Annotated in this window: 26 protein-coding genes and 1 tRNA gene; 10 read left to right on the top strand and 17 right to left on the bottom strand. The window is 58.5% G+C overall.

The window, feature by feature from the left end; translation table 11 throughout:
- Position 1: 1 nt before the first annotated feature.
- A complete protein-coding gene (locus tag BM074_RS09130) occupies positions 2 to 1,522 on the top strand; it encodes a rhamnan synthesis F family protein (protein ID WP_091921203.1) in 1,521 nt (506 codons plus the stop codon).
- A gap of 55 nt (positions 1,523 to 1,577) precedes the next feature.
- Here BM074_RS09130 and BM074_RS09135 read toward each other — a convergent pair whose 3' ends face one another.
- The 12 genes from BM074_RS09135 to BM074_RS09190 form a co-directional block, all read right to left on the bottom strand.
- Positions 1,578 to 1,961 (bottom strand): GtrA family protein, encoded by a 384-nt coding sequence (locus BM074_RS09135; RefSeq protein WP_244532752.1) that lies wholly within the window; start codon positions 1,959 to 1,961, stop codon positions 1,578 to 1,580.
- A 38-nt stretch (positions 1,962 to 1,999) separates the two neighbouring features.
- Complete coding sequence (locus BM074_RS09140) at positions 2,000 to 3,280, bottom strand: NAD(P)/FAD-dependent oxidoreductase (protein ID WP_091921207.1); 1,281 nt, start codon at positions 3,278 to 3,280, stop codon at positions 2,000 to 2,002.
- An 8-nt stretch (positions 3,281 to 3,288) separates the two neighbouring features.
- Positions 3,289 to 4,224: an NAD-dependent epimerase/dehydratase family protein gene (locus tag BM074_RS09145; protein ID WP_091921209.1), complete on the bottom strand. Its 936-nt coding sequence runs from the start codon at positions 4,222 to 4,224 to the stop codon at positions 3,289 to 3,291.
- Positions 4,221 to 4,958, bottom strand: coding sequence for an SDR family NAD(P)-dependent oxidoreductase (locus tag BM074_RS09150; protein WP_091921211.1), 738 nt, complete (start codon positions 4,956 to 4,958; stop codon positions 4,221 to 4,223). Before BM074_RS09150 ends, BM074_RS09145 begins: the two co-directional genes overlap by 4 nt.
- Positions 4,959 to 4,975: 17 nt before the next feature.
- On the bottom strand, positions 4,976 to 6,292 hold the full coding sequence (locus tag BM074_RS09155; protein ID WP_091921585.1) for an FAD-binding oxidoreductase: 1,317 nt from the start codon (positions 6,290 to 6,292) through the stop codon (positions 4,976 to 4,978).
- Between the two features lie 8 nt (positions 6,293 to 6,300).
- On the bottom strand, positions 6,301 to 7,779 hold the full coding sequence (locus BM074_RS09160; RefSeq protein ID WP_091921213.1) for a UbiA family prenyltransferase: 1,479 nt from the start codon (positions 7,777 to 7,779) through the stop codon (positions 6,301 to 6,303).
- Positions 7,780 to 8,324: 545 nt separating this feature from the next.
- On the bottom strand, positions 8,325 to 9,707 hold the full coding sequence (locus BM074_RS09165) for an RNA-binding domain-containing protein (RefSeq protein WP_175498940.1): 1,383 nt from the start codon (positions 9,705 to 9,707) through the stop codon (positions 8,325 to 8,327).
- 85 nt (positions 9,708 to 9,792) lie between these two features.
- Positions 9,793 to 9,869, bottom strand: a tRNA-Arg gene (locus BM074_RS09170).
- 252 nt (positions 9,870 to 10,121) lie between these two features.
- Complete coding sequence (locus BM074_RS09175; protein WP_027231318.1) at positions 10,122 to 11,075, bottom strand: acetyl-CoA carboxylase carboxyltransferase subunit alpha; 954 nt, start codon at positions 11,073 to 11,075, stop codon at positions 10,122 to 10,124.
- Between the two features lie 132 nt (positions 11,076 to 11,207).
- On the bottom strand, positions 11,208 to 11,720 hold the full coding sequence (locus tag BM074_RS09180) for a hypothetical protein (protein ID WP_175498942.1): 513 nt from the start codon (positions 11,718 to 11,720) through the stop codon (positions 11,208 to 11,210).
- Between the two features lie 38 nt (positions 11,721 to 11,758).
- Positions 11,759 to 12,685, bottom strand: coding sequence for a site-specific tyrosine recombinase XerD (gene xerD, locus BM074_RS09185; protein WP_091921220.1), 927 nt, complete (start codon positions 12,683 to 12,685; stop codon positions 11,759 to 11,761).
- Positions 12,686 to 12,689: 4 nt separating this feature from the next.
- Positions 12,690 to 12,851, bottom strand: a complete 162-nt coding sequence (locus BM074_RS09190) for a hypothetical protein (protein WP_051614764.1) — start codon at positions 12,849 to 12,851, stop codon at positions 12,690 to 12,692.
- 135 nt (positions 12,852 to 12,986) lie between these two features.
- Here BM074_RS09190 and BM074_RS09195 point away from each other — a divergent pair, with 135 nt between their 5' ends.
- The 3 genes from BM074_RS09195 to BM074_RS09205 are packed head-to-tail and all read left to right on the top strand — an operon-like array spanning position 12,987 to position 16,017.
- Positions 12,987 to 13,607 (top strand): shikimate kinase, encoded by a 621-nt coding sequence (locus tag BM074_RS09195; protein WP_091921587.1) that lies wholly within the window; start codon positions 12,987 to 12,989, stop codon positions 13,605 to 13,607.
- Positions 13,604 to 14,734, top strand: a complete 1,131-nt coding sequence (gene aroB / locus BM074_RS09200) for a 3-dehydroquinate synthase (protein ID WP_091921222.1) — start codon at positions 13,604 to 13,606, stop codon at positions 14,732 to 14,734. Before BM074_RS09195 ends, aroB begins: the two co-directional genes overlap by 4 nt.
- The gene (locus tag BM074_RS09205) at positions 14,731 to 16,017 is read left to right on the top strand and encodes an HlyC/CorC family transporter (RefSeq protein ID WP_091921224.1); all 1,287 of its coding nucleotides are present in this window, start codon (positions 14,731 to 14,733) and stop codon (positions 16,015 to 16,017) included. Before aroB ends, BM074_RS09205 begins: the two co-directional genes overlap by 4 nt.
- A 125-nt stretch (positions 16,018 to 16,142) precedes the next feature.
- Here the strand turns inward: BM074_RS09205 and BM074_RS09210 are convergent, their stop codons facing one another.
- Positions 16,143 to 16,445, bottom strand: a complete 303-nt coding sequence (locus BM074_RS09210; RefSeq protein ID WP_091921226.1) for a BolA family protein — start codon at positions 16,443 to 16,445, stop codon at positions 16,143 to 16,145.
- 124 nt (positions 16,446 to 16,569) lie between these two features.
- Here BM074_RS09210 and BM074_RS09215 point away from each other — a divergent pair, with 124 nt between their 5' ends.
- The 4 genes from BM074_RS09215 (at position 16,570) to BM074_RS09230 (ending at position 21,207) form a co-directional block, all read left to right on the top strand.
- Complete coding sequence (locus tag BM074_RS09215) at positions 16,570 to 17,217, top strand: J domain-containing protein (RefSeq protein ID WP_091921228.1); 648 nt, start codon at positions 16,570 to 16,572, stop codon at positions 17,215 to 17,217.
- Between the two features lie 93 nt (positions 17,218 to 17,310).
- Complete coding sequence (gene cobS / locus BM074_RS09220; protein ID WP_027231324.1) at positions 17,311 to 18,297, top strand: cobaltochelatase subunit CobS; 987 nt, start codon at positions 17,311 to 17,313, stop codon at positions 18,295 to 18,297.
- Between the two features lie 13 nt (positions 18,298 to 18,310).
- Positions 18,311 to 20,197, top strand: a complete 1,887-nt coding sequence (gene cobT / locus BM074_RS09225; protein ID WP_091921229.1) for a cobaltochelatase subunit CobT — start codon at positions 18,311 to 18,313, stop codon at positions 20,195 to 20,197.
- Positions 20,197 to 21,207, top strand: a complete 1,011-nt coding sequence (locus tag BM074_RS09230; RefSeq protein ID WP_091921231.1) for an esterase-like activity of phytase family protein — start codon at positions 20,197 to 20,199, stop codon at positions 21,205 to 21,207. The genes cobT and BM074_RS09230 overlap by 1 nt, the downstream gene beginning before the upstream one ends.
- On the opposite strand, the gene BM074_RS09235 is transcribed toward BM074_RS09230, so the two are convergent.
- Entirely contained in the window at positions 21,180 to 21,830 is a 651-nt protein-coding gene (locus BM074_RS09235) for a queuosine precursor transporter (RefSeq protein WP_091921233.1), read from the bottom strand. The genes BM074_RS09230 and BM074_RS09235 overlap by 28 nt on opposite strands.
- A 99-nt stretch (positions 21,831 to 21,929) precedes the next feature.
- Complete coding sequence (gene rpmB / locus BM074_RS09240) at positions 21,930 to 22,229, bottom strand: 50S ribosomal protein L28 (RefSeq protein ID WP_091921235.1); 300 nt, start codon at positions 22,227 to 22,229, stop codon at positions 21,930 to 21,932.
- A 278-nt stretch (positions 22,230 to 22,507) separates the two neighbouring features.
- Between rpmB and BM074_RS09245 the strand changes: the two genes are divergently transcribed.
- Positions 22,508 to 23,317 (top strand): DUF3108 domain-containing protein, encoded by an 810-nt coding sequence (locus BM074_RS09245; RefSeq protein ID WP_091921237.1) that lies wholly within the window; start codon positions 22,508 to 22,510, stop codon positions 23,315 to 23,317.
- A gap of 39 nt (positions 23,318 to 23,356) precedes the next feature.
- Positions 23,357 to 24,217, top strand: a complete 861-nt coding sequence (locus tag BM074_RS09250) for an aromatic amino acid exporter YddG (RefSeq protein ID WP_091921239.1) — start codon at positions 23,357 to 23,359, stop codon at positions 24,215 to 24,217.
- A gap of 6 nt (positions 24,218 to 24,223) precedes the next feature.
- Here BM074_RS09250 and BM074_RS09255 read toward each other — a convergent pair whose 3' ends face one another.
- Together BM074_RS09255 and gloB are read right to left on the bottom strand one after the other, a co-directional pair.
- Entirely contained in the window at positions 24,224 to 24,655 is a 432-nt protein-coding gene (locus BM074_RS09255; protein ID WP_091921241.1) for a cupin domain-containing protein, read from the bottom strand.
- Positions 24,655 to 25,425, bottom strand: a complete 771-nt coding sequence (gene gloB / locus BM074_RS09260) for a hydroxyacylglutathione hydrolase (RefSeq protein ID WP_091921243.1) — start codon at positions 25,423 to 25,425, stop codon at positions 24,655 to 24,657. The genes BM074_RS09255 and gloB overlap by 1 nt, the downstream gene beginning before the upstream one ends.
- Positions 25,426 to 25,551 lie beyond the last annotated feature (126 nt).

Here is a 25,551-nt window from a genome sequence, read left to right on the forward strand (position 1 = left end):
GTTGCGCATTAATGCTGTCATCGCCCATTTTGACCCGTACAGCGAAAAGTCCGCCAACTGGCACAATCTGTTGCGAACGCTTAGGCCGGTCGTAAGCGATGCCGTTGTCGTTTCCACAGGAATATCGGACCGGGACTCCGACTTCGCGAAGCAACTGGGCTACGCGGTCATTCAACGCGGGAACGTCGGGTACGATTTCATGAGCTACTCGGTTGGGTTCGACGCCATCCAAGGCGCCGGTCCTGCAAGTAAAATTCTGTTCTGCAATGATAGCTTCTTCATTTCCAACGAGTCAAAATTCACCAACGCCTTGAACCTCCTGTTCAAGTCCAATGATCCGGCGGTGTTCCTTACAAGTTCGCTCCAGATCACCGAGCATGGACAGAGTTATCTCTTCGCAGTGGATCGTTCTGTTTTTTCGCGGCGACCGTTTCAGCAATTTATGAGTAGTGTCCGACCCCAACCTACTCGGCTGGACGTGATCTATGCCTACGAAATTGGACTATCGTCGTGTCTCAAGGACATGGGTGCCGATTTCTCGTCAATTATGGATTCGAATACTTCGCGTCTTCAAAGGCGCGTCATGCCCAAGCGAGGAATTAATCCAACGCATGACTACGCCGATGAAGTTGAACTGCGTTATGGCATTGTCAAGTATGAGCGACTTATCAAAAATCCCTTGTCGCTGAGCGATTCCGCTCGTCTGAAGGAGATTGCCCAGTTGGCAGTCACCCAACAACCTGTGCCAGCTATAAAGCAAGAGACTATCAAGCCGCCGCTTATCGTCATTTGCCATTGCCACTATGAAGAAGTCGTCGACGAACTCATTTTGATACTCGACCGATTGCCGGATGGAAGCCAGGTCCATGTTACGTCATCAAGTCCGTCCGTGCTGGCATCGTTCAAGTCTGGATGGCGACGAAGCAAGGTCTCGCTTGACGTATTGGCTACCGAAAACAAAGGGCGGGATGTCCTGCCCTTTCTTAAGGTACTCGCTCTTCTCAAATTGCCCGACGATATCCCAATCCTGAAAATTCACGGGAAGCGTAGCCTCTATTCTCCAACCGGCGAGAAATGGAGACGCGATCTGCTGAATGAACTTATTCCCTCTGAAGCAGGTGTCCAAAAGATCGTCAATGAATTTGGCAACTCGCCTAAATTGGCGATGATTGGCGCAAGCGGATCCTATGTCAGCGATCTGGGATACTGGGGCTCGAACCAGGCCCGAGTATTTAAGTTCATGACATCGGCAGGATCAAATCCGCCAGCCTCCGACGACCTTGGTTTCTATGCAGGAACCATGTTTTGGATACGATCGCAATGCGCGAATGAGATTCTTTCCAATGTCGACTTGGATCAGTTTGAGACAGAGGACGGTCAAAGGGATGGAACTTACGGCCACGTGCTTGAACGAGCAATCCCGATGACACTGAGATCCCAAGGTTGGTCTTTACGGGAAATTGGCGAGGACACGGAATTGTTTCCACATAAAGTCCGCCATCGGAAACTAACCTACTTTTAGCCCACGACCTGCCACTGCGAAACGATCCGTCGTGCGTAACGAACGCTGTAGGACTCTACCGTGCGGTGCCGGCAAAGGTGAATGATTTATGCGCGACGTAGCTGGTAAGGACCGGGCTGAGGACCCCGACAACATGGGCCGTTGTATCAACATGCCAATTGTAGTTGATCGCAGGGAGCAGCCACCGCGCCAGAATGATGCTCACCAGCCAGACTTGCAAAAGTGCGACAAGGTTCACAAGTCCAAAGCGCACATATTCATTTCCAGTCGAGTTGCCGGACTCGTCGAAAACGAACTGCTTCATCAATATGAAGGCCGTCGTCATTCCTACCAGAAAGGCCAGCACAATAGCTGCACTAAAGGGCAGGAACTGCGAGAAAGCGATGCGGGAAAGAATGTTGATTGCGGCGGCTATCCCGCCTGAAATAACAAACCGCACGAAGGAAGATCCTACAACTGAGATCGCTCGCTCACGCATCAGATGACCGCCTCTGCCATTGACCGGCCAAAGCGAATGCTCTCCGAAACGCCGCGATCTTCAGGATAATAAAAGCATGTGTCGGCAATCTGCAGTCCTGCAATCGGGGTCTGAACGTCGGGCAGCTTCTCGTAGAAATTCGGCTCGCAGACCGGCTGGGCATAGCGCAGGCGGCCGACTTTTGCATCGATCAGGTCGCTTTTGGTGACTGCCGGATTGATGCGGCTTATATAGCCGAACGCCTCTTCGATGAACTGCTGGTCGGTCCACTGCCATTTCGGCTGGGTCGTGGGCATATAATAGGGCACATAGACGATCGTATCATCGACAGGGCGCAGATTCGAAAACTCGATGATACCGGGAATGTCGATGTCGTCGTCTACGATATTGAGCCAGAAGTTTTTGGTGACCGAACGCTTCAACTTGAACAGGAGGCAAACGACGCCGATATTGCGGATTGCATCGTATTTTGCCTTCCACGCCTCCGGAAGATCCGGAGCCAGCTTGGATACGAGCGGCGTTGGCACGGTGGAGATGACCGCATCGGCGGGGAAGAACCTTCCGCCCGCTGTAACACCGGTGACCTTACCGTCCTCGGTCTCGATTTTCTCTGCCGGCGCTGAAAGTTGCAGTCGACCTCCCTTTGCCTCGAAGGCGGATGCAAGCGCCTTGACCAGGGTCTCGCTGCCGCCCTCGATATAGCCGAGTTCCTCCTGAAAAATGGAGCGGCGCGAATTGCCGATGCGCTTGATGCGAGTGGCAATCCAGGACGCCGAAATATCATCCGAGAGTTCATAGAATTTGAGCTGCATGAGGCGCCGCCACAATGTGTCGTAGACTTCCTTGCCTGAACCGCCTTCGATCCACTGGCGCGCTGTCAGCTTTTCTATGCGATCGAATGCCTTGGCCTTGGTCGTCAAAAACATCTGAACGCCCGTCCGCAGCTTGGCGATGAAGCTCAAATGCGGGAACATCAAAAGCGAAATCGGGCTGCCCCAAGGGTGGATTTTGCCCTTGATGTAGTAAGCCATGGACGTCGGCGTCCAGCGCATCTTGTCGCCAATGCCAAGCTCTTCCATCAAGGCGAATGTCGGCTCGTCGGTCTTGCAGACAAAATGGTAGTAACGCTCGATCGACAATCCGCCAAAGTCGAAATGCGCTGCCATCCCGCCCGGCTTGCTGTCCGCCTCGATCAGGTCAACCTCATGACCGAGGGTAACGGCGCGATGTGCTGCCGCAAGTCCCATTGGCCCGGCACCTACGACGACGATCCTGCTCATGGCGATCCTTAGAAATCGAGAACAATACCGGAATAGCGCGGATCGAGGTAAGTCTCCTCGAGCGCTTTCCGCAACGGGGTTGCTTTGATACCGAAAATTTTTGGCCAATCAATAACCGGGAACGTCTCCGGTATGACAAGCGCCTCCAACTGGCTGGTCGTAAATGGCGGGTTTTTGTTGAGCTTGCCATAGGCGTATAGCAGAGCCCAGAACAGCCCATAGGGTATATGGACCATCTTCGCCTTTGGTTTGACGATGTCGTGGATGAGTGCAATCAACTCGCCATAGTGGACTTGTTCCAGTCCCGAAATGTCGTAGGTACCCGTCGCCCGGCTATCCAATCCGGCAGCGATGATGGCGGCGAAATCACCGACGTATAGCGGCTGGCGGATAAACTTGCCGTCGCCCGGGATCGGGAAGACCGCAGTGCGATCCATGAAACGGCGCAACCATCCAAGATGTTTGCGGTCGAACCAGCCGAACATCAATGTCGGGCGCAATATCAAATGCGGTATATCGGTTACGGTATCAATGAATTTCTCTTGAGCCGTTTTTGAACGCGTGTAGAAATCATCGGCCTGCGAGCGCACGACCGACGATGAAATCTGCACGAAGTAAGGCGTTGCGTGCTCGCGCATGGCCGCCACAATTTTCTCAGTGGCGATCACATTGTTGTCGGTGAATTCCTGCTCATGAAGGCCGCCGATCTGGGCCTGATTGAGCACCAGGGCATCTGCTCCAGCGAGGGCGCCCGACCAGGCACCGGGCTTCGCAAGATCAGCCTCGATGACTTCGATTTCCGGATGGATCCGCCGAAGCAACGCCGTGTTGGCGGGATGCTTGTCGATGCCGACGATGGCAATGTCTGGATTTGCCTTAAGCCGGGCTATAAGATTCTGTCCGACAAGGCCTGCCGCGCCGGTGATGATGATCTTGCGGGTCATATGCTCATCCGGTTGAAGATTGCTGTGGGCAAGTTGCGGATGATGAGCATTATCAAGCGCCAGCGGGCCGGTGCGTAGAATACGGGGCCTTTGCCATCCGCGGCCCGCCGCACCACCGTCGCAATTTGCTCCGGTGTCGCCCACAACGCGCCCTTGCGCTTCATTCCATCGGTCATTGGCGTAATGGTCGGGCCCGGCTTGACAATCGCCGCGCGCGGACCATTGCTGGCGAAACGATGCGATATGCCTTCGACGAGAGCGGCAAGGCCTGCCTTCGCAGACCCATATACGTAGTTCGCGCGCCTGCCGCGGTCCCCTGCCACTGACCCAACCACGACAAGCGAGCCCCGGGCCTGGGTTTCGAACAAATCCGCAACAGCCAGACACCAGGCCGCAGCAGAATTGAAGTTGATCCGCAGGATATCCTCTGCCACCTCCGTCGAGCGCTCGGCCTCGTTCTGATCGCCGAGAATCCCGTAGGCGACGATAACGTGATCGACACCTCCAAGCGTCGCAACAAGTTCTGCAAGCCTGGTGCGCACATCGTCCGAAACAGCAAGATCGTGGACCGCTGTCTTGACACGGGAAGCGCCTCGAACCTTCAGATCCGCAGCAATGGCTTCAAGCTTGCCTTCCTGGCGGCCTACCAGCAGCAGATCAGCGCCTTCCAGTGCGTAAAGGCGGGCCGTGGCCTCGGCAATCGCCGATGTCGCTCCCAAAACGATAACGCGCAAAAAATCATTCCTCTTCGTTATTGGCTCACTCTTCGCCAGAAAGCTGACGAGAATGCCGGGTCGACATGGTTGGCAAACGTCTCCCACGCCGGATAGCCGGCGCGAAACATGGATGCGGAGATCCGCCCGTCCTTGGCAGGATAGAGCCGCCCGCCTGCCTCCCGGACGATGTCGTCGAGCCGGTTCAACAAGTCAAGCGTCAACTGGCCCTTGTTGGGAAAATCGAGTGCAAGCGTGGTGCCCGCCTGCGGAAAAGATAAAAGTCCGGGTGACGGCACTCCACCAAAGGTCTTGAGCACCGCGAGAAAGGAGCCTTCGCCAGCCTTGGATATCGTCTCGAGCATTTCCCGCGTGGCGTCGCGCGCCGTGGCTGGCGGCACGACCGATTGATACTGGTACATGCCCCGGCTGCCATACATCCGGTTCCAATGACCGATGGCATCGAGAGGATAGAAATAAGGCTGGTATGGAGTAATCGCAGGTCCCGCAGCCCGGCGGCCGCGGTAGAAATAAAGGCCGTTGAACAAACCTATGGAGGTAGCGTTCAGCATGAAGCCCGGCATTGCGAAGGGCATGCTGAGCTTTGGCTTTGCTCGCTTTGTCAGTCGCGCTCCTAAAGGCGCGTGGCGGGCACGGCTGAATAGTCCGCGCCCCAGCCGGTCGCCTCTTGCCAAGCAATCGACCCAGGCGACCGTGTAATCTGCAGCGTCATCGCTTTCCGCTGCAACGGCAAAGAATGCGTCGAGATTGGCAAAGGGGATGGTCTCCGCCTCCATCATGGCACTGTCAATCGGCAGAAGTTCGATCTCGGCCCAGCTTATCAGGCCCGTCAGGCCCAATCCGCCAATCGTTGCAGCAAACAACCCCGTTTGATCGTCGGGCGTCAGCTCGATCTCTGTGCCATCGGATCGAATGAGACCGATGCGGCGCACCCATCTGCCGATCGTTCCGGCGGAATGATGGTTCTTGCCGTGAACATCGTTGGCAACGGCGCCGCCCAATGTAACGAAACGCGTGCCAGGCGTGACCGGCAGAAAGTAGCCGCGCTGCACGAAGAGTTCGAGGATGCTGTCAAAGGCGATTCCGGCCTCCGCGCGCAACAGCCGCGTCACAGGATCGAACGATATCACCCGGTCCAGCGCAGTCATGTCGATAAGCGAGCCATCGGGATTGAGTCCGCTGTCGCCATAGGACCGGCGCAAGCCGATGCCGAGCACGCTTCGTCCCTCTTTCCGGGCAAGGAGCTCCGGCAGTTGCTCACGCCAGCTCGGCCGGCTGACGAAATGCTGCGCTTTTACCGTTCCGCCCCAGGAGCGGATGTCATCCGCAACCATGTATGACGTCATAGGGCAGCCACAAACAGCACTGCGATCAGAACGCCCAGCAGAATGCTGGGCCTGTCACGCAAGGCGAAGCTGACGGGGTCGTCGTTCATTCGGCCGCGATGGGCGAGCAACCAGATACGACCGATCCAGATCGCGAGGAAGACGGGTATACCTGCCAGCAACTGCGGATGCGAATAAAACGGACCCGGCAACATCTCTTCGACGATGAAGAGAACCATGATCAGCAGGGATGCGACGGCGGAAGCTACACCAAGTGCCAGTGTGAGCGGCTCGTCCTCGATCAGGTAGCCGCGGCTCGCGAGACTATGGGAGCCGCTTGATGAAGCCCGGACGATTTCGGTGTGACGCTTGGCCATGGCGAGCGAGAAAAAGAAGAACACCGAGAACGTCAGCAGCCACGCCGACGCGGGCACCCTTAGAAGGGCAATGCCCATGATAAGGCGCGTGGTGAACAGGATGCCGATGATGAGCGTATCCAAGATGGGCACGCGCTTGAGCCCGAATGAATAGGCCAGGGTGAGTGTCAGATAGGCCGCCACGGCAAGCGTAAAATAGGGAGACAGCAACAACGAGCCGATGAAGGCGGCTATGAGGCCGCTGCAAGCCAGCAAAAGGCCGGATGCGATCGGAAGCCGCCCACTGGCGAGCGCCCGATTGCGTTTCGACCAGTGCTTCCTGTCGGCACTCAAATCCGCAAGATCGTTAAGCAGATAGGTCGAAGACGTAACCATTAGCAAGCAGATAAGACCGAGGATCGTATCGCGCACAACGGCAAAATCACCCCAGGCATGGGCAAGAACCAACGGGACGAAAATGAGCGCATTCTTGGACCAGTGGTGGACCCGCAGTGCTTTGAGGCTATCCTTCAAACCGAGCGGATGATTGGAAAACTCCGCTTCTACCGGCTTGCCGAGACCCCGCGCGGCCTTGGCGACGCCGGGCGAGGCGCCAGCCAGAACAACCCCTTCAGCCGCCTTCCAAACGGCAAGGTCCGCTCGGCTGTCACCGACATAGACGAAACCATCCGGGAAAGTGCGCGCCAGATGTTCTGCCTTGACGCGGCCCTTCAAGTTTGCCGTCGCCGAACCGATGGCGCTAACAAAAATCCCGACGCGGCGGGAAACATTCTCGACAACCGCTTGATTTGCCGCCGAGCAGAGATGAATTTCGCGGCCTGCCGCGGCCTGCTCACGCAGCCACTTGACGAGATCTTCACGTAGGGGCAACACCGTAGAAGCGAGGTCGACCTTCGACGCAAGGGAGGCTTTCAGCGCGGCGCGCCCGCGCAGCACACTCGGAGCTGCGAAGGCAAGTACAGCCGGTTTTGTGAAGATTGCGGCTACCACCTGCTCATGCAGGGTATCGGTCAATATCAGCGTCTTATCGAGATCGACGACAAGGGGATATCGCGCCGAGTGAACATTCGCGGCATCGGGAGAAATCTCTCCATCCAATTTGCGGTATACCAATTCCATTGATAGCTGAAACTTTTCCAGTGAAAAATACCAAATGTTTCTTGCACAAGTGATGCATCGCCACAAGGTCGCTGACAGCTCACGGTAAATGCAGGCGGAATCAGGCTCACGCCTACATTGGCAATCACAACTATAATTGGATCATATTGAAAGAATGGCGCGCCGGGCAGGATGAAAGTGAGAACTCGTATGTCATTGTTTGTTCGATGTAATTCTTGTGATTGCCGCTAACACCTGCGGGCCGGCATTGGGTCATTGTGTCCAAAGCTCGCTGGCGGGAGCGGCAGAAATGGGCCGCAAGCGTCCATACAATCGGACTCGTTGAATGTCTCCTTGGCGCCAGAAGCGGACATCCGAGCGATACGCGCACCTTGGTGACTCTAAGCGGAAAGCTCCGCCGGAATGGCAGGGTTTCGGGCCCAGGCGGCTCAGGCACGTGCTTCAGCCTTTTGATTGTTGACGCGCACCGCGATCCGGCTTGGGATGCTGTTGAGCTCGGCTTGTGCTTTCTTTTTCCTTTGAAATAGACGGCCTGGAGCTCTGTGTCAGGAGGATAATTTCCTCGCCGGGGTTTTCGGTCGAGGGTACGCAGCGCCGTTATGGAAGAAGCGATGATGCTTGAGGATGCGTTGTAATTTTTCGTTTTCCTTGCGGGTCGTCGCATAAACGAGCTTGGCTCGCGCCGCATCCAGCAAGCCCGCGATCAGGTCCCGGGTCTGCTTTCCACGATGCTTTTGGTCGACGAAGAGCCATCCTAGTTCGCGCGTGAAGTCACCTGGATTGGCTGTAGCTTGCGCCTTCTGAAAAACACCGTTCCGGTAGGCGGCCGCCGGCTTCTTAAGAGCCCCGACGCCGACAATTGCCTTCTCGTATCGGATGAAGCCCAGAACATCCGCCGTCTTGAGGCGAGCCTCGATGCCATCCGCGACTTCGCCCCCCTTCTTGATGAGGAGCGCAAAATCGTTGAGTTCGTTCTTGGTACAGTCGGCGGGCTTCTTGATCTGAACCGAGTATTTTTCCTTCTCGACCTTGTCGACCACGATCTTGAGCGCGTCCTGGAAAATCGGGTGGAGATCTTCCTTCGTTAGCTCTTCTGCGGCCTTACCCTTCGCGCTGATCGTGAAGTTGGCGGTGCCTTTCGCGATGGAGTCCAGAAGCTTTCTATCGTCTAGAAGTCGGTCGACCAGCTCGTCGCGAAGCTTGGTTCGCTCACGCTCCGTGACGGGATCGTCGCGCTTGTCCTGACGGAAAATCGTTCGAAGTCTTGAGGCAACATCGTTGGTTTCTGAATTGATGCGAGTGACGTAAGCTTGGATGGTGTCGAGGGCGCTTTCCGTATCGCCAAGCTTGCTGTCGGCCCAGCCGAGTTGATCGGCCATGCTTTGGATGCTGGCATCCAAAGAAGCTTCGAGCCGGCCGAGTTCTTTCGTCATGCGGCCTGCTGCCGCCTCAAACCGCTCGGCAAATGCGCGCGCTTCGCTTTCGAGGAAGATTTTCAGAAGCTCGGTTGGATGCAGCGCGCGATTACGTCGCCCATCACGCGTGCAGTAGATGCCCCTGGGAGTGCAGTGTGGCTTCGTGGCGCTGCTCGGGACATCGATCCGCAGAAACGACTTGCCGTCGTCATTTTCGATGCTGACATTGATGGCGACCGGTGGGATGCATCCCAGAGCTTTGTTGGCGATCTGAAGTATCGTTCCATCGCCGACATCACATCCCACCACGACGCCAACTTGTGCGCCTCCATCCCCGGTGCGTTCATCGACGCCAGCAAGAATAGCTCCGCCGCCCGCGTTGGCGAACGCGACTAGGTCCTCAGCAGACACGCCGTCAGGGCCGCGCTTGAAGTCCGCGCGATCACCTTCTCCGGCCTGCAGGAGCGAGGCGGTATCCGCGGTTACTGTCTTAGTGGTCTTCTTCGAAAACATGTCCAAAGTTAGCATATCGCAGTCTTTGGAACAAAAAAATCGGCCTGCCTCATGCGCCCAGTTTTGTTCTGAAGTGGCGGAAAACTGGCGCGCCCGAAAGGATTCGAACCTCTGACCCCCAGATTCGTAGTCTGGTGCTCTATCCAGCTGAGCTACGGGCGCGTACCACTTATGCGCGTTCGTCTGCGCAGCGCGGTTCGTAATGGGTTGGGAAACGAATTGCAAGCTGCTTCGTAAAAAAACCGAAACTATTTTCGGCAGTGCGGTCGCGGCGCGGATTGTTCGGCGACTTAGCAAATTCGCTGCAGCATGCGGTGAAGCGCAGCGCAAAAAAAGCCCGGAGACAAGCGGCCGTTGCTCAATCAAAGGTCGAAGGCGAGGAGCTTGAGCGCCTACTGCTTGGAGAGAAACGCTCTAAAGATTGCGGCCGATCGAGAGATATTTGTCGCGGCGATCCTGGCGCAGTGCGTCGCCGTCCATGTTGCCCATGGATTTGAGGGCGACGTTGATGATGTTGCCGGTCGCCTCGATGGCGGCGTCCTTGCCGCGGTGCGCACCGCCCATGGGCTCGGGGATGATGCCGTCTATGATCTTCAGTTCGTAGAGATCCTGCGCCGTAATGCGCATCGAGGTTGCCGCATCCTTGGCGCGCGTCGAATCGTGCCAGAGAATTGAGGCTGCCCCTTCCGGCGAAATGACCGAATAGATCGAATGTTCGAGCATGTAGACGCGGTTCGCCGTGGCGATGGCGATGGCGCCGCCGGACCCGCCTTCACCGATGATGACGGAGACGACGGGCACCTTCAGGTTGAGGCAGGCCGCAGTGGAGCGGGCAATGGCTTCCGCCTGGCCGCGTTCCTCGGCGGCAATGCCCGGAAAGGCGCCGGCCGTATCGACGAGGGTCAGCACCGGCAATTGGAAGCGGTCGGCAAGTTCCATGATGCGCACGGCCTTGCGGTAACCTTCGGGCATGGCCATGCCGAAATTGTGCTTGAGGCGCGACTTGGTGTCGTTGCCCTTTTCCTGACCGATTACGGCGACTGCCTGGCCGTTGAAACGGGCAAGGCCGGCCTGCACTGCATCGTCGTCGGCAAAATTGCGGTCCCCGGCAAGGGGCGTGAAGTCGGTAAAGAGCTTGGAAATATAGTCCACGCAATGCGGACGGTCCGGATGGCGGGCGATCTGCGCCTTCTGCCAGGGCGTAAGCTTGCGGTAGAGATCGCGCAGGGCCTCGGCCGACCTTTTTTCCAGCCGTGCGATCTCGTCATTGGTATCGAGCGCGTCGCCTTCTTCGGCGAGCTTCTTCAGCTCGAGGATCTTGCCATCGAGATCGGCGACCGGTTTCTCAAAATCAAGGTAGTTGTACATGGACGAGATGTCTGCCTGCAAACGGTGAATTTTGCTCTAACTGGCTGTTGCCGAGGCGCATGTCAAGAAACATGGCCGAACGGCGGGCCGGCGGCGCAACTTATTGGGGGGAATTCAGGCGAAGGTGTGGTGCTACTTCGCCGCGGGTTTGCGCCTTGCAAGCTTCGGCGGCCTTGGCGGCGCGGCAGTCTTGCGCCGCTTCGGTTTCGGTTCCGCGTGTTGCCAGCCGATCCAGCGGCCTTCGCCAGCAAAATGGCGCGGGCCCAGAGCTGCGGTTTGCAACCCTTCACGCAACATGTCGCGGTCAAGGTCCGGCATACGATCGAGAAGGCCGGGAGGCAGGCGGTCAAGATCGAGCCAGGTGACATCGAAGTAGATGTGTTCCTTGCGCTCGCCGTCATCGACGGTAAAGAACCATTGGCTTTCCATATAGTCGCCAAACCACGGGTCGGGAAACATAGCGGGCGTAAAGGTAAAGCCGAAGGCGGTTACCTCGTTCCAGCTCCAGCTTTGCCGCCAGCCCATGGAGCGGGTGAGGTGGCTGGTGCGGGTGAAGCCCCGATCATGAAAATGCATCACTTCGCCGTCGGCCTCGGCGGGCGGCGGCTCCGGTCGGGTGATCATCTTCTTCAACAAGTGCCACATGGACAGACCTCTGGTTGAATGCTTTTTCGCCCTTCTCCCTAGTCTGCCAGAGGGTGATGCTCCGTGACAAGCCTGTGCAGGCGTTCTTCCATCACATGCGTGTAAATTTGGGTCGTCGCAATGTCGGAATGACCCAGCAATTGCTGGACAGCGCGCAAGTCGGCGCCATTCTGAAGGAGGTGGCTGGCGAAGGCGTGCCGCAGGACGTGCGGCGAGATCGCGGAGGTTTTTAGCCCGGCGCGGGCCGCCAGCCCTTTCAACTCGCGGGCAAAAACCTGCCGCGCCAGAAAGCCGGTTTCGGAACCAGCGGGAAAGAGCCAGGAATTGTCGGCCAGATTGGGCTGTGCATCGCGGGCGGCGAGGTAGCGGTTCATCGCATCGCGCGCCTTTGTCGAAAGCGGCACCATGCGGTCTTTCGAGCCCTTGCCGCGCACCATCAAAAACCGGCTGTCCTGCCGGGCGACAGCCACCGGCAATCCGACAAGCTCGGAAACGCGCAGGCCCGTTGCATAGAGGATTTCGAGGAGAGCATGCAGGCGCAGGGCCTGCATCGGCGATGCGCCGGAGGCTTGCGGATCGTTCGTCTCAAGCTCGGCGCGCCCAAGCAGTTTCTCGACATCCGCCTCGCTCATGATTTTAGGAAGCGCTCGCTCCTTCTTGGGGGCATCGAGCGTGCTCGTTGGATCATCACCCCGGAGATTCTCGGTATACAGAAAGCGAAAGAACTGGCGGAGCGCCGAGAGCCGGCGGGCCTGCGAGGTCGCGGCGAAGCCACGGGCCGAAATATCGTCAAGATAAGCGCGAACCGTCGCATTGGCGGCATCTGTAAGCTGCTCGCCAGCCGCCGCGCTGAAGGCGGCTGCGTCTTCGAGATCGCGCCGATAGGATTCGAGTGTGTTCCGGGCGGCGCCGCGTTCGGCACTCATCATTTCGAGAAATGTTTCAATGGCGGCGGCAGCGCGCATGGCGTCACTTCTTCTGGTCGGGCTTCGGGTTGAGCTTCTCGCTTGGAATGCGAATGGTCATTTCGGTCTGCTTGGGATGCACGAAGGTCACCAGCGCGACCATGCCGGCATAAACGAGCCCGGCGAGGATCGCGAGGACAAGGATCAATCGTGTCAGGGTAGGCATTTTCGCTTCATATGGTCAGATTTGAGGTTCCATAATCCTGCCGTCGAAACCTTATGATTTCATGAAACTGGCAAGAAGGGCAGGACCACTATAGTTTGCTTGACGAAAACAGAGTTTTCCTGTCGATACGCAATGATGAACACCACTGAAGACCAAGTAGAACATACGGACGTATCAGAGACTGCAAGGTCCATCCGCGAGCGCCTTGGGCACAAATCCATCGTGCTCATCGGGCTGATGGGCGCCGGCAAGTCGACGGTCGGCAAAAAGCTTGCCGCATTGGTCGAACTGCCCTTCTTCGACGCCGATCACGAGATCGAAAAGGTCTCGACGATGACGATACCGGAACTCTTCGAAGCCTATGGCGAGGCCGAGTTCCGCGACCTCGAGCGCCGGGTAATTGCCCGCATGCTGGAGGATGGACCGATCGTGCTTGCGACCGGAGGCGGTGCCTATATGAACGACCAGACGCGACGGGCTATCGCCTCGGAGGGCGTTTCGCTTTGGCTGAAGGCCGAGCTCGATGTGCTGATGCAGCGCGTGGCGCGCAAGCAGAACCGGCCGCTTCTGAAGAACGACAACCCGCGCGGCGTGATGGAGCGGTTGATGACCGAGCGCTATCCGATCTATGCCCGGGCCGATCTAACGATCAATTCGCGCGAAGAAAAGAAAGAGATCATTGCGCTCGAGGCGATGCAGGCGATTGCCGAGCACCTCGGCGGCGTGGTGATGACCGGTGAGGAATCGAGTAAATGACGGAACCATCCGCCGCAGCAACAACCGTCGTTCCCGTCAAGCTCGGGGACCGCTCGTATGATATTGTCATCGGATCAGGACTTATCGAGCGCGCCGGTCGTGCGATCGCCGATCGGACCGATGCCATGCGCGTTGCCATCATCAGCGACGAAACGGTGGCCGGCCTGCACCTTGAACGCCTGACGCACAGTCTCAACGCAGCGGGCGTTCACGTGACGCCGATCATCGTTGCGCCGGGCGAAAAGTCCAAGGGCTTTGCCACGCTCGAAACCGTGACCAACGCTATCCTTTCGGCGCGACTTGAGCGCGGCGACATTGTCATTGCCTTTGGCGGCGGCGTCATCGGCGATCTTGCCGGCTTTGCCGCGGGCATCGCCCGCCGCGGCATGGGATTCATCCAGATGCCGACCTCGCTTCTCGCGCAGGTCGATTCCTCTGTCGGCGGCAAGACCGGCATCAATACCATCCACGGCAAAAACCTCGTCGGCCTGTTCTACCAGCCGCAGCTTGTCCTTGCCGATACGGATGTTCTCGACACGCTGTCGCCACGCGAGTTCCGCGCCGGTTATGCGGAAGTTGCCAAATACGGCCTGATCGACCGGCCCGATTTCTTCGCGTGGCTCGAAAAGAACTGGCGCGGCATCTTCGAAGGCGGTCCGGAGCGGACGGAGGCGATCGCCGTCTCCTGCCGGTCCAAAGCGGACGTGGTGGCCCGCGACGAGCGGGAAACCGGTGACCGGGCCTTGCTCAATCTCGGCCATACGTTCGGGCACGCGCTTGAAACGGCAACGCACTATGATTCTTCGAGGCTGGTGCACGGCGAGGCTGTAGCGATAGGCATGGTCCTTGCCCATCAGTTTTCGGCCAAGATGAACCTGGCGAGCCCCGACGACGCCGCGCGGGTTGAAACGCATTTGCGCATGGTCGGCCTTCCGACATCAATCCACGAAATACCGGGTGATTTGCCACCCGCCGGAAGGCTGATGGAGTATATTGCCCAGGACAAGAAGGTGGCGCGCGGTGCGCTTACCTTCATACTCACGCGGGGAATCGGCCAGTCTTTCATAGCCAAGGACGTGCCGGCATCCGCCGTATTGAGTTTTTTGCAGGAGAAGCAGCAAAGATGACCCTGGAAATCTGGATCTTTTGCGGAGTCATCTTCGGTCTGATCCTGATCTCCGGACTGTTTGCCGGGTCCGAAACGGCGCTGACAGCGGCATCGCGGGCGCGAATGCATCGCCTCGCCAACCGTGGCGACAGCCGGGCGAAGATCGTTGCCAATCTTATCGAAAAGCGCGACCGGCTGATCGGCGTCATGCTGATCGGCAACAACCTGATCAACATCCTCGCCTCGTCGCTGACGACAAGCATGCTGCTTGATCTCTTCGGGCAGGCCGGTGTCGCCTATGCGACCGCGATCATGACAGTGATGCTTGTCATCTTCGCCGAAGTCCTGCCGAAATCATGGGCCGTTGCGAGCCCGGATCGGCACGCGCTGGCGCTCGTGCGTTTCGCCCAGGGCACGGTTTTCGTGCTCGGCCCAATCTCTGACCTTGTCAACTGGATCGTGCGCAAGATGCTGGGCGCCTTCGGCATCAACCTTGCTGCGGGAACATCCATGTTGTCGGCGCAGGAAGAACTGCGCGGCGCGGTCGAACTCCTGCACAAGGAAGGCTCAGTCGTCAAAGGCGACCGCGACCAGATCGGCGGGCTGCTCGATCTGCGCGAGCTCGAAGTCTATGACGTCATGATCCATCGCACAGACATGGATTCGGTCAATGCCGACGATCCGGTCGAAACGGTGATCGGCGAAATTCTGGCGAGCCATCACACACGTATCCCGGTCTGGAAGGGGGCGAGCGACAATATAGTTGGTGTCGTCCATGCCAAGGACCTCGTGCGGGCCATTCGTGACGCAGACCGCGACTTTGCGAAGATCAACATCATGAAGGTCGCGACCAAGCCGTGGTTCGTGCCCGATACGACCACATTGCAGGATCAGCTCAATGCGTTCTTGCGGCGCAAGGCGCATATAGCGATCGTCGTCGATGAGTATGGCGATGTTCAGGGATTGATCACGCTTGAGGACATCCTTGAGGAAATCGTCGGCGACATTGCCGATGAGCACGATATCGACGTGCAGGGCTGCCGGCCGCAGCCGGACGGTTCAGTGCTGGTCGACGGTTCGGTCCCGATTCGCGACCTCAACCGCGCGCTCGACTGGAACCTGCCCGATGCTGAAGCCACAACCATCGCGGGGCTTGTTATCCACGAAACGCAGAGCATCCCCAAGGAAAAGCAGGCCTTCACCTTCCACGGCAAGCGCTTCACCATTTTGCGGCGGGAAAAAAACCGCATCACGCGTCTGCGCATCCGTCCCCTGGAAGATGACAAGGCCGAATCCCGCTAGAATCACGACAATCCTGAATATTCCTTTAGCGCGACTGGCGCGACCCGGCTACATTCCGCGAGATCTGTGATCCGCAATCCAGCGCGATTGCCAGGCCTGAAAGGCAGTTCATGGAGCGTTGAACGCTATTTACGTGTAGGCTCGCCAGGCGCTGCCGGCTCAAGCGCCAGCGCATGAACGCTCCCGTTCAATTCCTCCTTGAGGACGTCGTTGATGGCGCGGTGGCGGTCAACGCGCGATAGTCCCGTAAAGGCGTCCGCGACAATACGCACCCGAAAATGCGTTTCGCCCGACCCGTCAAATGTGCCATGATGATCGCCGTCTGAATGATGGTGACCGGCGTGAAGGTGGCTTTCATTAATGACTGCCAAAGAAACGGGATGAAAAGCCTCGTTCAGTTTGTTTTCGATTGCGGACTGAGTGGACATTTCGTTCTCCTGCGCCCATATGGTAGTTTCATTTGGCAAATCCGTACATGATCACAAATTTACCGCCATTTCAGGCGTTAGGTCGATCCATGGGCAAATGTCAATTCATGCTTAGCAAAGATAGATGACCTCGAATTCGAAATATTTTGACAGCATCCGCATCCGGCCGAAGAAGGCGGAAGAGGAAAAATCGCGCACTCCGGTGTGTCAGTGGGACGGCTGCGAAAAGCCGGGCCCGCATCGCTCCCCCGTGGGCCGCATGAAGGAGGGAGAATTCTTCCACTTCTGCATCGATCATGTGCGCGAGTATAACAAGGGCTACAATTATTTCTCCGGTCTCTCCGATGCCGAAGTTGCGCGCTATCAGAAGGAAGCCCTGACAGGCGACCGCCCGACCTGGACCATCGCTGGCCTGCCTGGAACGGGCGCCGGCGCAAGCGCCCAGGCTGCAAGCGCTGGCGGGGCGCGCACATCGCCGGACTTTTCCAAGCTGCGCTCGGGCCGCGCGGCTTATCTCAATCGTTTTCGTGATCCCAACAGCGTCTTCAATGAGGCGCGGGTTCATGTGCGCAAGCCGAAACCCTTGGAAGCGAAAGCGCTGGATACGCTGGGACTCGGCGCAAAAGCCAGTAGCGAAGACATCAAGTCGCGCTATAAAGAGCTGGTGAAGCGCCATCATCCCGATGCCAACGGCGGTGATCGGGCTTCCGAGGATCGTTTCCGTGACGTAATCCAGGCCTATCAATTGCTTAAGCAGGCTGGTTTCTGCTAGGACCGCTGTCGGCTTATTTTTCGAGACCTCGCCGGAGGTTTCAGGGTGTGACTATCGTTTTGCGTCTGCGCGTGCAGTCGCGCTGGAGGCATGATGAACAAGGTTGATCGCGATATTGCGAATTTGCCGGATACAACGGTTTCGGTTTCCAAGCTCTTCGGGTTTGATTCGGACATGATGGTCCCTGCCTATAAGGCGGGCGATGCCTATGTGCCGGAAATCGACAACGACTATCTCTTCGACAAGCAGACGACGCTCGCGATCCTCGCAGGCTTTGCATATAACCGCCGCGTCATGGTTTCCGGCTATCACGGGACCGGCAAATCCACCCATATCGAGCAGGTCGCCGCCCGCCTGAACTGGCCTTGCGTCCGCGTCAACCTCGACAGCCATGTCAGCCGTATCGATCTCGTCGGCAAGGATGCGATCGTCGTCAAGGAAGGCATGCAGATTACGGAATTCCGCGACGGCATCCTGCCCTGGGCCTACCAGCACAATGTCGCGCTCGTCTTCGACGAATATGATGCGGGCCGGCCCGACGTGATGTTCGTGATCCAGCGCGTGCTGGAATCGTCCGGGCGCCTGACGCTGCTCGACCAGAGCCGGGTCATCCGTCCGCACCCTGCCTTCCGGCTGTTCGCGACGGCCAATACCGTCGGTCTCGGCGATACGACGGGCCTTTATCATGGCACGCAGCAGATCAACCAGGCGCAGATGGACCGCTGGTCAATCGTGACGACGCTCAACTATCTGCCGCATGACAACGAGGCTGCAATCGTCGCGGCCAAGGCCAAGCACTACCAGAACAAGGAAGGCAAGGAGATCATCTCGAAGATGGTCCGCGTCGCCGATATGACACGCTCGGCCTTCATCAACGGCGATCTGTCGACGGTCATGAGCCCGCGAACAGTCATCACCTGGGCGGAAAACGCCGATATCTTCAAGGATGTCGGTTTCGCGTTCCGGCTTACCTTCCTTAACAAGTGCGATGAGCTTGAAAGGCCGATCGTTGCGGAGTTCTACCAGCGCGCCTTTGGCAAGGAACTGCCCGAATCAACGGCCAACGTCGTCATAAGCTGAGCGGCTGTTGGAAATGGCAGGTCCGGGAGATAACTTACGTACAAATCCGAAAGGCCCGGTCGATTCCGAGCCCTTCAAGCGTGCCGTTACCGCCTGCATGCGCGCCATTGCCGGCGATCATGAACTCGAAGTCGGTTTTGGCAATGACAAGCCGGCGCTGACCGGCCATCGCGCCCGCCTTCCCGACCTTCCCAAGCGCCCGTCCGCCAACGACATCGCAGTCACCCGCGGTCTTGGCGATTCGATGGCACTGCGCAAAGCCTGCCACAATGACCGTATCCACGCGACGCTCGCCCCCGAAGGCAAGCAGGCGAGGGCGATATTCGATGCCGTCGAACAGGCGCGTGTCGAGGCGATCGGCGCCTTGCGCATGGACGGCGTTGCCGAAAACCTGACTTCGATGCTTTCGGACAAATATGCGCGGGCCAATTTTCCCGCGATCACGGACAAGGCCGAAGCGCCGCTCGAAGAAGCCGTGGCGCTTCTCGTGCGGGAGAAACTGACCGGACGCAAGGCGCCGGAATCGGCGGGCAACGTCCTCGATCTTTGGCGCGACTGGATCGAGGAGAAGGCCGCCGGCGACATCGACCACCTGGCCGCCAAAATCAACGACCAGAACGCCTTCGCCCGCGTCGTGCGCGAGATGCTCGCCTCCATGGAAATGGCCGAGGATCTCGCCCAGGACAGCCAGCAGGACGAGGACCAGGACAATAGCGAGGATTCGCCCGATCCGGAGGAAAACGAAGAGGGCGGTTCCGAGCAGGACGAAGGCAGCGATTCGTCCGAAAGCGATGATTCCGACACGTCCAGCGATGACAGCCAGGCCGGGGAGACCGAGGCCACCGATGCTTCGTCGGACGAGATGGAAGAGGATAGCGACGCCGACGCTGAAATTCCGGGTGAGGCGCGCCGGCCCAATCCGCCTTTCTCCAATCTCGGCAGCGAAAGCGGCTACAAGGTCTTCACCCAGGAGTTCGATGAGACGACCGACGCCGAAGAGCTTTGCGACGAAGCAGAACTCGACAGGCTGAGGGCGTTTCTCGACAAGCAGTTGGCCAATCTTTCCGGCGTCGTCGGGCGCCTCGCCAACCGGTTGCAGCGCCGCCTGATGGCGCAACAGAACCGGTCCTGGGATTTCGATCTCGAGGAGGGCTATCTCGACTCCGCGCGGCTCGTGCGCATTGTCATCGACCCGACACAGCCGCTGTCCTACAAGCAGGAACGCGATACGGATTTCCGCGACACGGTAGTCACCCTCCTCATCGACAATTCCGGGTCGATGCGGGGCCGTCCGATCACGGTGGCTGCCACCTGTGCAGATATATTGGCGCGCACGCTTGAGCGCTGCGGCGTAAAGGTCGAAATCCTCGGCTTCACGACCAAGGCCTGGAAGGGCGGGCAGGCGCGCGAGGCCTGGCTCGAACGCGGCAAGCCCGCCAATCCCGGGCGCCTCAATGATCTGCGCCATATCGTCTACAAGCGCGCCGATGCGCCGTGGCGTCGTTCCCGGCGCAATCTCGGCCTGATGATGCGCGAGGGACTTCTGAAGGAGAATATCGACGGCGAAGCGCTGATCTGGGCGCACCAGCGCCTGCTAGGCCGTCCCGAGCAACGTCGCATCCTCATGATGATTTCGGATGGCGCGCCGGTCGATGATTCGACGCTCTCGGTCAATCCGGGCAACTATCTCGAACGGCATTTGCGCGCCGTCATCGAAGAGATCGAGACGCGCTCGCCCATTGAGCTGATCGCGATCGGCATCGGTCACGATGTCACGCGCTACTATCGACGGGCTGTCACCATCGTCGATGCGGAGGAGCTTGCTGGTGCCATGACCGAGCAACTCGCCTCGCTGTTCGAGGAACCGGAACGGGCGCCGAAATCCGCGCGGAAGCGTTAATGCGGCGACCCGCGCTGGCTTTCCGGCGCGCGTTGCTCTCAGCCGCTATTCTCATTCCCCTGAGTGCGCAAGCCCAGGACGAGGGCGTGTCGCCCGCCGTCATCAAGGCATATCCGATCAGTAACTTTCGGATCGGATCGTCAGAAACCCGTTTTGGCGGATTGGAGTTCGTCGGCGGTCTCGACCTTTCTTCGACCAATCGCGACTTCGGCGGCCTTTCGGCGTTCCGCTATCTCGACAAGGGAGGCTCGTTTCTCGGCATTACCGATACGGGCTTCTGGTATGCCGGCACGATGGAACGCGACGAGAAAGGCAGGCCGGTCGGGGTCGGCAAATTCCGCCTCGCGCCGATCCCGAGCGAGGATGGCGCGCCTCTTGAGGGCAAATGGAATTCCGACGCCGAAGGCATGAGTGTTTCGGGCAGCACGGTGACGGTCTCATTCGAACGCGTGCACCGGATCGCAGAATTCGATCTCGATCTCGAAAACTTCGCGTCAAAGCCAAGATTTCTGCCGCTGCCGATACCGGAGAACGAGCTCCGCAGTAATCGCGGCATCGAAACGATCGCCTATGCGCCGGAGAGAGGGCCGCTCCAGGGCGCCCGCGTTGCCGTTACCGAGAAGAGCATCAACAAGGCCGGCGACATGTTTGCAGCCGTGCTTGAGGGGCCGCGCAAGGGGATCTTCTACGTCAAGCGCATCGACGGTTTCGACATTAGTGATGGAGTTTTTTTGCCGAACGGCGATCTCCTGTTGCTGGAGCGCAGCTTCAGCATTGCGAGCGGCGTTGCGCTGCGCATTCGCCGGATAGCCGCCGCCGCCATCGTACCCGGCGCGACTGTGGACGGTCCCGTCATTCTTGATGCTGACATGCGCTACCAGATCGACAATATGGAAGCGCTTGACGTCTGGCAGGCCGAGGACGGCTCGACGCGGGTGTCACTCGTTTCCGACGACAACCACTCGATCGTCCAGCGCAATCTTTATCTGGAATTCCGGTTGGCCGAATAGATCGCCGGCGCGAAGATGGCGAGAATGGCGCCATAGGGGACGAGCATCACCACGGCCATGACGATCTTGACCATGAGGTCACCGAAGCCCAGCGACATCCACAGCGGGATCTCGTGGCCGAAGAATGGAACAGGCATGGCGAGTGACGAGTCGGGACGGCCCGTCACTGCATCGATCCAGGCAAATTTCGCGGCGAAGGCGATGGAGAAGAACAGCAGCGTGTCGAGGAGCGAGCCGAAGATCGCCGAGGCGAAGGGGGCCTTCCACCAGGTCAACTGCCGGAGCTTGTTGAAAACAGTGATGTCGAGCAACTGGGCTGTCAGGAAGGCAGTGCCAGAGGCGATCGCAATGCGCGGCGTCGCCAGCCAGATCGACAGGACCACAGCGATCGTAAAGCCGACATAGACTACCCTGCGCGCAAAGGCGGGGCCATAACTGCGGTTGGCAAGGTCGTTGACCAGGAATGCAATCGGATAGGTGAAAGCCCCGTAGGTGAGTATTTCACCAAGGCCGAAATGGTTGAACGGGTACTGCACCAGAATGTTGGAGGCAGCGACCACGGCGCACATGGCGAGGACGGGAAGAATGAAATCCGAAGGAGAATAAGCGCTTTTGAGCGGCATTTTTTTATCCTGGGTAATGGAACCAGCCAAAACGATGATGACAACAATAAGGCCAGCCGAAGCTGGCCTTACGGCAATCAAATGGAAGCCGCTGCCTGATCAGGCAGCAACAGGTGCCTCTAGAAGCTTCTTGGCGATCTGGCGCTTCAAGAGACGAGCGCGCTGCGACAATTCCTTCTCGTCAGCCTTGGCCAGGAACGCGTCCAGACCACCGCGATGCTCGACACTGCGCAGGGCATGAGCCGAGACGCGCAGACGGAAGCTCTGACCGAGAGCTTCGGAGATCAGCGTAACGTGGCAGAGGTTCGGCAAAAAGCGGCGGCGCGTTCTGTTGTTCGCATGGCTCACATTGTTACCGTACTGTACCGATTTAGCGGTCAATTCACATGTGCGGGACATTGGGTCTCACCTTCAAATTTCATTACCTATAGCCCGAACGTTTCTTGTTACCATCGCACGTCGCCGTGCAGCGGCGCGCTTATCGGACAGGCGGCCTATTGGGAAGTCGCGTTTCTATAGTGATATGAGCCGCGCGCGTCAAGTCCACTTCTGCTGCCGGCTGCGAAGTTTGGCACAGCTCTTGCGTGGCAGGCCGTCAGTTCACATCTTTATCACAACTTTGCCTGCTTTCTACGTTCGAAACGCAGAAAGGGACGCGCACCGACGGGAATGACAGAATGAAGCCTACCCGGCATCTTGCCATCCGAAGACTAGCTCTCTTTCCGTTGGCCGCCGCCGCGCTTATCGGAGCCGTGCCGGCACATGGGGCGCAGTCGTTCAAGACCGACTACCGTGTTTCGATATATGGCTTGTCGATCGCCAAGGCGAGTTTTTCGACCAGCGTTGAGGAAAATGGTGCCTACAAGGTCACGGGCAAGCTTTCGAGTTCCGGCCTAGCCAGTATTTTCGACGATACGAATGGGAATCTGGACGTCACCGGGCACCTTGCCAAGAACGGACCTGTGCCGAGTTCCTACGAGGTGAAGTACCGGCACGGCGACCGCGACAAGCTGACCTCGATTGCCTTCACCAATGGCAATGTGACCAATACAACCAACGTTCCGCCCATTAATAGCAAGAAGAAGAACTGGGTGGAGCTGACGCCTGCCGATCTTCAATCCGTTGCCGATCCCATATCCGGAGTGATGGTTGCGGCGGATCGTCCCGATGAGGTCTGCGCCCAGACCTTGCATCTTTATGACGGGCAGACGCGCGTCGATCTCAAGCTGTCGCCATCAGGTGGTGTCGCCCCCTTCGCGACCCGCGGCTTCAAAGGCGATGCCATAACGTGTACCGCGAAATTCGTCCCGATCGCCGGCTATCAGGCGGGCCGCAAGGCGATAGAATATCTGAAAAACTCCAGCAAGATCAGTCTCACCTTTGCTTCGCTGGGCAAGTCAGCTATCTATTCGCCCGTGCAGGCGAGGATCGGCACGCAGATCGGTACGGTTACCGTTTACGCGACCCGTTTCGAAAAGACAAAATAGCGCGGCCGGGGGCGGTCGTTTCGAAATTGGGGGCGCCGCGTGGCCACGTTCGTCGGGTTTCTTGCGATCATCATGTGGGCAATGCTTGCCCTTTTCACCGATGTGTCCGGCAAGGTGCCACCATTCCAGCTCACAGCCATGACCTTCGCCATCGGTACGAGTCTCGGCCTGATTTCCTGGCTTTGGCGTCCCGGCGCTGCACGCAACCTGCGCCAGCCGGCAAAAGTCTGGTTGCTGGGTATAGCCGGTCTCTTCGGCTACCACTTCCTCTATTTTACCGCGCTTCGGAATGCCCCGGCGGTTGATGCAAGCCTTATCGCCTATCTCTGGCCACTCTTCATCGTTGTCGGCTCCGCGCTCATGCCGGGCGAGAAGCTGCGCTGGTTCCACATGGTCGGTACGCTGCTTGGCCTGTCTGGAACAGTGCTGATCATTACCAAGGGCGGCAGCTTCGGCTTTGATGCACAATATGGCTTCGGCTATGCCATGGCCGGGCTGTGCGCGCTCACATGGGCCGCCTATTCGTTGCTGTCGCGACGCTTCGCCCATGTGCCGACCGATGCAGTGACCGGCTTTTGCGCGGCTACATCTGTCCTCTCTCTCGTCTCACACTTGATGCTTGAACAGACGATTTGGCCGGAGGGCGCGGTTCAGTGGCTGGCGGTGCTCGGCCTCGGCCTCTTCCCGGTCGGCGCCGCCTTCTACGTCTGGGATTACGGCGTCAAGCACGGCAACATCCAGGTGCTGGGCGCAGCAAGCTATGCTGCACCGTTGCTTTCGACCCTTGTCCTCATCATTGCCGGGGTGACGGAGCCGACCACGCGTGTCATGCTCGCCTGCCTGCTCATCACGCTCGGCGCGGTGCTGGCAGCCAAGGAAATGCTGTTCAAGCGCCGATAAAAAACATCAGGGTTCCCAGCCGGGCTCCGCAAGCTCGAACTGGGCAAAATCAAAGCCCGGTGCGACGGTGCAGCCGACGAGCGTCCAGTCGCCGGTCGATTGTGCACTCTGCCATTGTCCCGCCGGAACGACCGCTTGCGGCCGTTCCCCCGCGGCAAGATCAAGACCAAGGCGGTGGGTTTCGCGCGCTCCATCGGCAGATGCAATCGCCAGCAACAAGGGCGCGCCGCCATACCAGTGCCAGACTTCGGCAGCGTCCTTGACCCGGTGCCAGGCCGACACCTCGCCCTTTTCGAGGAGGAAATAGATTGCCGTCGAATGGCCGCGACCGCCGACCGGCCATTCCCTGTTATCGCGAAACGTCTGCACGTAGGAGCCGCCCTCGGGATGCGGCGCAAGTCCAAGGTAGCTGCGGATGGCCTCGGGCGTCAGCGTCATCAGAACACGTCCTTGCGCTTGCGGATTTCGGCGAACACCTCCTCGTCGCTGGCGTTCTCCATCTTCAGGTTCTTGCGGATAACGGGATCATGGGCGCGCAGGAATGGGTTGGTCGCCATCTCGCGAAATATCGTCGTCGGCAAGGTCGGCAGGCTCGACTCGCGCAAGGCCATGATCTCCTTGGCGCGCTCCTTCAGCGCCGAATTGTCCGGATCGATTGTCAGAGCGAAACGCGCATTGCTTTCGCTATACTCGTGTCCGCAATAGACCTGTGTGTCGCCGGGTAGCGCCATCAAGCGCTGCAGCGACTGAAACATCGTCGATGGTGTCCCTTCGAAGAGCCTGCCGCAGCCGAGCGAAAACAGCGTATCGCCCGTGAACACGACCTTGCCGTTCGGTATGTAATAGGAAATCTCGCCTGCCGTGTGCCCGGGCGTCGAAATGACCTCGACCTCGAAGTTGCCGAACGCAAAGCGCTCGCCATGCTTCACGACGCGCTCAATCCCCGGTATTTTCGACCGCTCGTCGGCGGGTCCGATGATTTCGGCCCCGAAACGTTTCTTGAGGGCAAGGTTCGCCTCGACGTGGTCGCCATGATGATGCGTCGTAAAGATGTGGGTCAGCTTCCAGCCACGCCGCTTCAGGGCATCGAGGATCGCCGCCTCTTCGGGCGCATCGATCGAAGCAGTGAGGCCAGCGTCCGGATCGTGGATCAACACGCCGAAATTGTCGCTGCGTGCCGTGAATTGTTCGATTTGGAGATTGGACATGATCGTTCTCTTGGAGAAAGGGGAGCGGAAACAGGATAGCCTTGCTACTGAGCGGCGCAACCCACCTGTCCCTCTAAGTTTTATGTTCATGCTGGCGATACTCGTATCTGCTTCTATTTAAGGCAG

The organism is Phyllobacterium sp. CL33Tsu, from assembly GCF_900113985.1.
Taxonomy (GTDB): domain Bacteria; phylum Pseudomonadota; class Alphaproteobacteria; order Rhizobiales; family Rhizobiaceae; genus Phyllobacterium; species Phyllobacterium pellucidum.